This is a genomic window from Pseudomonas sp. MPR-R2A5 (assembly GCF_058793055.1).
Genome location: NZ_JBXAFK010000028.1, coordinates 89,103 through 95,621 on the forward strand (window position 1 = coordinate 89,103; position 6,519 = coordinate 95,621).

At 51.4% G+C, this 6,519-nt stretch carries 8 protein-coding genes and 1 pseudogene; 2 read left to right on the forward strand and 7 right to left on the reverse strand.

The features are described 5' to 3' along the window. The first annotated feature begins 33 nt into the window (after nucleotides 1-33). Nucleotides 34-231 (forward strand): DUF1289 domain-containing protein, encoded by a 198-nt coding sequence (locus AC1Q6I_RS20140; RefSeq protein WP_008437450.1) that lies wholly within the window; start codon nucleotides 34-36, stop codon nucleotides 229-231. A 303-nt stretch (nucleotides 232-534) separates the two neighbouring features. Here AC1Q6I_RS20140 and AC1Q6I_RS20145 read toward each other — a convergent pair whose 3' ends face one another. The 5 genes from AC1Q6I_RS20145 to AC1Q6I_RS20165 all read right to left on the reverse strand — a co-directional run bounded on the left by AC1Q6I_RS20145 (nucleotide 535) and on the right by AC1Q6I_RS20165 (nucleotide 4,735). Then, nucleotides 535-1,002: a DUF411 domain-containing protein gene (locus AC1Q6I_RS20145; RefSeq protein ID WP_008437448.1), complete on the reverse strand. Its 468-nt coding sequence runs from the start codon at nucleotides 1,000-1,002 to the stop codon at nucleotides 535-537. Between the two features lie 162 nt (nucleotides 1,003-1,164). After that, entirely contained in the window at nucleotides 1,165-2,217 is a 1,053-nt protein-coding gene (locus tag AC1Q6I_RS20150; protein ID WP_008437443.1) for a copper resistance protein B, read from the reverse strand. Further along, entirely contained in the window at nucleotides 2,189-2,434 is a 246-nt protein-coding gene (locus AC1Q6I_RS20155; protein WP_024073347.1) for a hypothetical protein, read from the reverse strand. The genes AC1Q6I_RS20150 and AC1Q6I_RS20155 overlap by 29 nt, the downstream gene beginning before the upstream one ends. Before the next feature lie 12 nt (nucleotides 2,435-2,446). Continuing rightward, entirely contained in the window at nucleotides 2,447-4,351 is a 1,905-nt protein-coding gene (locus AC1Q6I_RS20160) for a copper resistance system multicopper oxidase (protein WP_008437439.1), read from the reverse strand. Nucleotides 4,352-4,528: 177 nt separating this feature from the next. Then, nucleotides 4,529-4,735 carry a co-regulatory protein PtrA N-terminal domain-containing protein gene (locus AC1Q6I_RS20165; RefSeq protein ID WP_019821302.1) on the reverse strand — a complete coding sequence of 69 codons (207 nt, stop codon included), beginning with the start codon at nucleotides 4,733-4,735 and terminating at the stop codon, nucleotides 4,529-4,531. Between the two features lie 386 nt (nucleotides 4,736-5,121). Here AC1Q6I_RS20165 and flgB point away from each other — a divergent pair, with 386 nt between their 5' ends. Next, nucleotides 5,122-5,535, forward strand: coding sequence for a flagellar basal body rod protein FlgB (gene flgB / locus AC1Q6I_RS20170; RefSeq protein ID WP_008437437.1), 414 nt, complete (start codon nucleotides 5,122-5,124; stop codon nucleotides 5,533-5,535). Between the two features lie 30 nt (nucleotides 5,536-5,565). Here the strand turns inward: flgB and AC1Q6I_RS20175 are convergent, their stop codons facing one another. Next, on the reverse strand, nucleotides 5,566-5,766 hold the full coding sequence (locus AC1Q6I_RS20175; RefSeq protein WP_008437435.1) for a heavy-metal-associated domain-containing protein: 201 nt from the start codon (nucleotides 5,764-5,766) through the stop codon (nucleotides 5,566-5,568). A 111-nt stretch (nucleotides 5,767-5,877) separates the two neighbouring features. Beyond that, nucleotides 5,878-6,447, reverse strand: a pseudogene (locus tag AC1Q6I_RS20180) (HAD-IC family P-type ATPase); the annotation flags it as partial. Nucleotides 6,448-6,519: the final 72 nt, after the last annotated feature.

The following is a 6,519-nucleotide window of genomic DNA, read 5'->3' on the forward strand; positions in this document are numbered from 1 at the left end:
GTAGTTCGCATAAGTTCGCCGAGGAATTGACCAATGGCCAAGGACATCGAGAATCCGTGTACTTCTGTCTGCCAGTTGAACAGCGAACTGTGCGTCAGCTGCGGTCGCACCAAGGAAGACATCAGAAAATGGAAACGAATGAAGCGTCCAGAAAAAATGGCCGCTGTACAACGCGCGACCCTGCGTCTGAAAAGCCTGCAAAAAAAGAACTCTCAAACCACTGTAATTTAACTTTTCTACGCTTTCAGCCGAGACAGATGTCCAGATTCGGAAAGGCAAGCTGAGTGGCAACGCCACCCGAACTTAGCACTATCGTGGTCAGATGCGCAGTGCTTGTCAGCAGACGGAGCATGGCGTCATCTCAAATTGTTATTGAGGACAGCGGTACGGGGTTATCCGATTCGGCGCAGGCGCGCCTTTACAGCTTGTTGCTGATCGTCCTTTGCGTATTGCTTGAGAATGAAATCAACATAGCATGTCCCGCTGCATGGCCATGAGCTGGGACCATGCTGTGGCCGAATGGATGAGGTGGGATTAGTTTGCGGGGTATTCAGCAATGACCTGATCTACGCCGGCTTTGGTCAGGCCGATTATTTGGTAGGTCTCATGTACTCCGTCGACTTCCATTCCTGGAGAACCTGCTGGCATTCCAGGAGCAGCGATCCCGAGAAGGTCGTCACGCTTACTCATCGCAATTATTTGCTCAACTGGCACATGACCTTCAACAAACTTCCCGTTGATCATCGCAGTGTGACAAGACGAGAGTCGTGGAGCGACACCTAGATCTTGTTTGACAGCACTCATGTTGGTTTCTACATGATCAATGACGGTGAAGCCATTGGCCTCAAGATGCTGAATCCATTTTTTGCAGCATCCGCAGTTTGCATCTCGATGCACATCGATGGTCAGGGCCTGCGCCGCTTGAGCCGTTGAGCCGATGAACAGCGCAGCGAATGTTGCAATACGCAGAAATCGACTTGAAAGTCGGAAGCTACCTGTCATGAATATTTCCTTTTCCCTTGGAGACGGCGAGATGTTCTACGAAGCAATAGAACCCCACTCAAGCGTTCATGCCGCTGCAAAGGTTACATTGAAGGATCTACTTTAGAGTCGGGGAGCCAACTCCCCGATCATTTGAATTCGTAGGGCTAGTGCTCAAATCGCTCAGAACCACATCCGAATACCAGCTACAAACCGGGCCTCGTTTGTCTTTTCCCCTTCATCGCTGGCTAGGTCAGCCGTCTTACCATATGAGCGATTCCAGCTAACACCAATGTAGGGTGCGAATTGACGAGTAATTTCGTAGCGCAACCGCAGGCCTAGTTCGGTGTTGGCCAATCCAGATCCTATGCCGCGCTGAGGATCATTTTTCCCGTACAAGTTTACTTCGGCGGTCGGCTGCAAGATCAGGCGATTGGTCAACAGGATGTCGTAATCGCCTTCAAACCGAGCTGCGGTTTGACCGTTCTCACCAATATAAGCAGTCGCTTCAGCTTCAAAGTTATAGAGGGCCATGCCCTGAATACCGAGCGCTCCCCATGTTTGAGGTGACCCAGGTTTGAAGTCTTGTCGAATGCCGGTGACGACATCCCACCAAGGACCGATGGCGTGTCCCCACAGAGCCTGAAGTTCAGCGTTCTCGGTTACGCCATTGGTACGTTCGCCTTCCGAACGCAACCATAGGCGATCGACGTCACCGCCGATCCACCCTTTTGCATCCCAAGCCAGCGCACTACCGTTGTCAGCGTCTTGGTACTCAAATTTATCCAGGAGGATGAACGAGTTAATTTTTTTATCGTGCACACCATGGCCTGGTAAGTCTGGAAAAGCGGCGGCCCGGTCAGCGTCGGTAAGTACGGGGATTGGGGTTCGGCTTGTGGTAGTCGCCCCTCCATCCATGCTTTCCATACCGTCCATTTGCCCGTTATCGCTGTGATCCATAGCCCCCATCTTGCTATGGTCCATGGCTCCCATTGAGCCGTGGTCCATCTTGGAGTGATCCATCGCGGCATCTTTCGGTTTGGCGGGTTTGGATTTTTGTGCAGTTGAAGACTTTGCGTCCGCACTTGATGGCATCGCCATCGACGGATCCATCTCTTCAGCGGCTTGAGCCATGAAAAAGAATGCTGGACCGGTAGAGACTGCAAGTGCCATCAGCGTTGGGCGTAAAAACTTACTGGTCATGATCTCAATCTGCCTTTTTGGTTTTTTGGTCATGATCCATCGACTCATGGCTCATCTGGCTATGGTCCATCGCCCCGTGATCTAGCTTCGAATCGTTTGCCGTTGCTGGCTTGTCCGTTGCTGTAACAGGAACAGTGGTTGAATGGTCGCTGCCATTTTCCTCTGCCAGCACCGTGGACGAGAGTCCACCCAGCAGGACAGCGGCAAAGAGGCAACCCACGAGGGAATTACGATTTCGGTATGTGCTCACAGATCGTCTCCTTTACTCATCAACCCGTACTTCACGGAACATGCCCATTTCCATATGGAAAAGCAGGTGACAGTGATATGCCCAACGGCCTAAGGCATCAGCGGTGACTCGATAGCTGCGTTTGGTACCTGGTGGCATATCGATCGTGTGCTTGCGCACCATGAACTTGCCGTTCTCGTCCTCAAGGTCACTCCACATGCCGTGAAGGTGGATGGGGTGTGTCATCATGGTGTCGTTCACCAAGGTGATGCGCAGACGCTCGCCATACTTCAGGCGCAGCGGTTCGGCGTCAGAGAATTTGATGCCGTTGAACGACCACGAAAACTTCTCCATGTGACCGGTCAAATGAAGCTCGATGGTACGATTTGGCTCGCGGCCGTCAGGGTCTTGGAAAGTGCTTTTCAAGTCGGAGTAAGTGAGCACTCGACGACCATTGTTCCGCAAGCCTATGCCCGGATCACTTAGCTTTGGCGTTGGATTCATGGCTTGCATATCAACCAGGGGATTGTTGGTTTCAGAGGCAGGGTGTGTCTGCATTTCTCCACCCATACCACCCATGCCAGCCATCCCTGACATATCACCATTGCCCATCCCAGCCATCTTGCTGTGATCCATGCCCGCCATGTTAGTCATGTCACCGCTGTCCATGCCGGTCATCCCGGTCATGTCACTTTGGTCCATACCGGTCATCTTGCTGTGGTCCATGCCCGCCATGCCCGCCATGCCGGACATGTCACCTGGTGTCTTCTCTGCGCCGCCCATACCAGCCATGCTGCCATGGTCCATACCAGCCATACCGCCCATCCCCATGTCATCCATAGTGACGATTGGACGTGGATCTATAGCAGGTACCTGAGCAACTAGCCCTTCACGAAGAGCGAGGGTTCCGCGTGCATAACCCGTCCGATCCATAGACTGGGCGAAGATGGTGTAAGCCTCTTCACTGGCAGGCTCTACGATCACGTCATACGTTTCAGCTACGGCGATGCGGAATTCGTCAACACTCACTGGGTTGACGTGTTGGCCGTCGGCGGCCACAACGGTCATTTTCAAACCAGGAATGCGGACGTCGAAATAGCTCATCGCCGAGCCGTTGATAAAGCGTAGTCGTAGCTTCTCACCCGGCTTGAAAATACCGGTCCAGTTACCGTTTGGCGCCTGGCCATTCATGAGATAGGTGTAAGTATCTGCGCTGACGTCTCCAAGGTCGGTTGGGCTCATGTTCATTTCAGCCCACATCTTCCTGTCAGCTACTGTAGCTGACCAACCTTGCTTACTGACATCGTCGATAAAATCACCAACGGTGCGTTTATGGTGGTTGTAGTAGCCCGACTGTTTCTTAAGCTTGGCCATGACGCGACTAGGATCTTCATCGGTCCAATCAGTCAACATCACCACATAGTCGCGGTTGTATTGAAAAGGTTCAGGCTCTTTCGAGTCGATAACGATTGGCCCGTAAACCCCTGCCTGCTCCTGTAAGCCCGAGTGGCTGTGGTACCAGTACGTACCATTCTGATGAACCTTGAACTTGTACTCGTACATGCCGTCGGGTGCGATGCCATGGAAACTCAAGCCAGGTACACCGTCCATATTGGCCGGCAGAATGATCCCGTGCCAATGGATTGAGGTGTCTTGGTCCAGGCGGTTTTTTACACGCAGGGTGACTGTCTCTCCTTCGCGCCAACGCAGCAAAGGTCCTGGCAATGATCCATTGATGGTCATGGCTGTTCGCGGCGAGCCGGTAATGTTTACAGGTGTTTCACCAATAAACAGATCAAATTCATTGCCGGTGAGTACGCTCGGCAGACCTGGACTTGTCACCGCCCATACTGGAGTGCGCCAAAGGCCAAAGCCGCCGAGAATGCCACCAGCGGCCAAGCCTTTTACGAATGTCCGTCTAGAGGTTTTGGAATGCATGCCGTTTATTTCCAATCAGTCAAAAGGGAAGCCGTGCGAAACAACCGATCATGAGTTGCCCGGATCAGCTTTGCCCACCGTCACAAAAGACAAACTCTTACGGCAAGCGAGCTCAGAAATTGCCACATTTAAACCACCGCAGTGATTACATTTCTGTCAGCTTGGAGGGCTAGCTATTTAGCAATTCTTGTGATCCATCGCCTTGGCTTTGCTTTCAGCGACGGGATGTTGGGCATTTTGCGTTTGAGCTACTCGGTACGATTCCATCGAATTATTCCTGGCCACTTCCATGCGTGCGAAAGTCCGGTCACCACCCCCTTCAGCCATAGCCAAAGAAGAGACGGTCAGAGCCGCGATGACGAACAAGGTTTTGATAGGGTTCATTTGGGGGGCCTCGGATGATTATTGGTGACCCCTGAATCCACATCAGTCGTTGACTCTAGGGGGTGAGCTTGAGGCTCAATAGGACTATAAGACTCATCCCCTGTCAGGAAGCTTAGGCCAATATTACAGTTGTGTCAGGTTGCGATATTTCTCTTGAGATGCAGAGTGATTAGTCCGTAAGGTCTAAGCTATCCAACGACACATAACCTCCATCCACCATCTAAAATTTACCTGTGCGGCGTTGTAAGTTTCCGGTCACTGCACGATGGCGTGGCGTTTTTTGAGTTTTTCGCTGAAATCATACATCGGCTCGGACGCACTACGTTAAGCACTTGAGTGTTCGATAGGTGGGAATTAAATGGCAGCGTAACTAAAGGTGGCCACCGGTGAGTATTAATTTTGACAAAGCGCTTGGCTCCGCAGAAAGAGCATTACGTTTTCGCAGCCAACGAGCTGAGGTACTTAGCAATAATATCGCTAATGCCGACACTCCTAACTTTAAGGCCAGGGACTTGGACTTTTCTGCTGTACTGGCTAGCCAAACAAAAGGAGGTTTGGCTACTCCGTTCTCTTTAAAAACAACAAACCCAAAACATATTGCCGTAAACGAATTAGTAAGTGATATTCACGGCGGTGCTTTGCTTTACAGTACGCCGAACCAACCTTCCATTGATCAAAATACTGTGGATCAACAGGTCGAGGTCGCAAAGTATACGGAAAATGAAATTCATTTCGAAACCGCCTTTACTAGATTAAATGGAGCATTTAAGGGGCTACTTAAAGCTCTGCGAGGTGAATAATAAACTTTACCCAGCGAGGGAATCAGCGCCTCAGGCGCTGATTTGGGAAGGGAAACCGAGTGCTTCGACAGTTTTACGGACTTGCTCTGGGTTTTCACTGCTTTCAACGCTTACCTTACCTGCTGCGCGATCCACGGAAATCATAGCCTCGCTGTCCAGTGACTGAATTGCTTTGGTGATTTTGCTGACGCAGCTACCGCAACCAATGCCTGATACGTTTAAGACGAACATGGTTATTCCTCTTGTGCTGAGCAGTCTATTTTCACCGCAACAACAAGATCAACGTTGACACCACGGTAAGGTCAAGAGTTATGTATAGCGGGCTGTGAGCATCGGTTACGCTCATTCAATTCGGGTATTCCTCAGCCTCAAAGCATTGAAAACTACAGACGCAGAACTGACGCTCATGGCTAACGCAGCAATCATTGGAGACAGAAGGTGCCCCGTCAGTGGATAGAGCAGGCCTGCGGCGAGGGGAATACCCATTGAGTTGTAAAGGAAGGCGAACCCCAAGTTTTGCCGCATGTTTTTTACCGTTGCAACCGAAAGTGCCCGTGCCCGTAAAATCCCCATCAGGTCGCCTTTTACCAGCGTGAGCTGCGCGCTATTCATCGCGACGTCAGTCCCTGTACCCATGGCAATGCCCACATCTGCTCGCGCCAAGGCCGGTGCGTCGTTGATACCGTCGCCGGCCATGGCAACCTTTCGACCGGATTGCTGGAGGTCCGCCACCAGGCGCTCCTTGTCCTGAGGTTTCACTTCACCATGAACCTCTTCAATACCCATCTCCTTGGCGACAGCACGTGCGGTGGTGAGCCCGTCTCCCGTGGCCATGATGATTTTTACGTTATCAGCCTTAAGCTTGGTGACTGCTTCTTTAGAGGTCGGTTTTATCGGGTCTGAGACCGCTAGTGGACTGAGCGGTTAATTCATTTATCTAATGGTAACGATATACTGTGCGTCCAATGTCATGGATTGGTTATG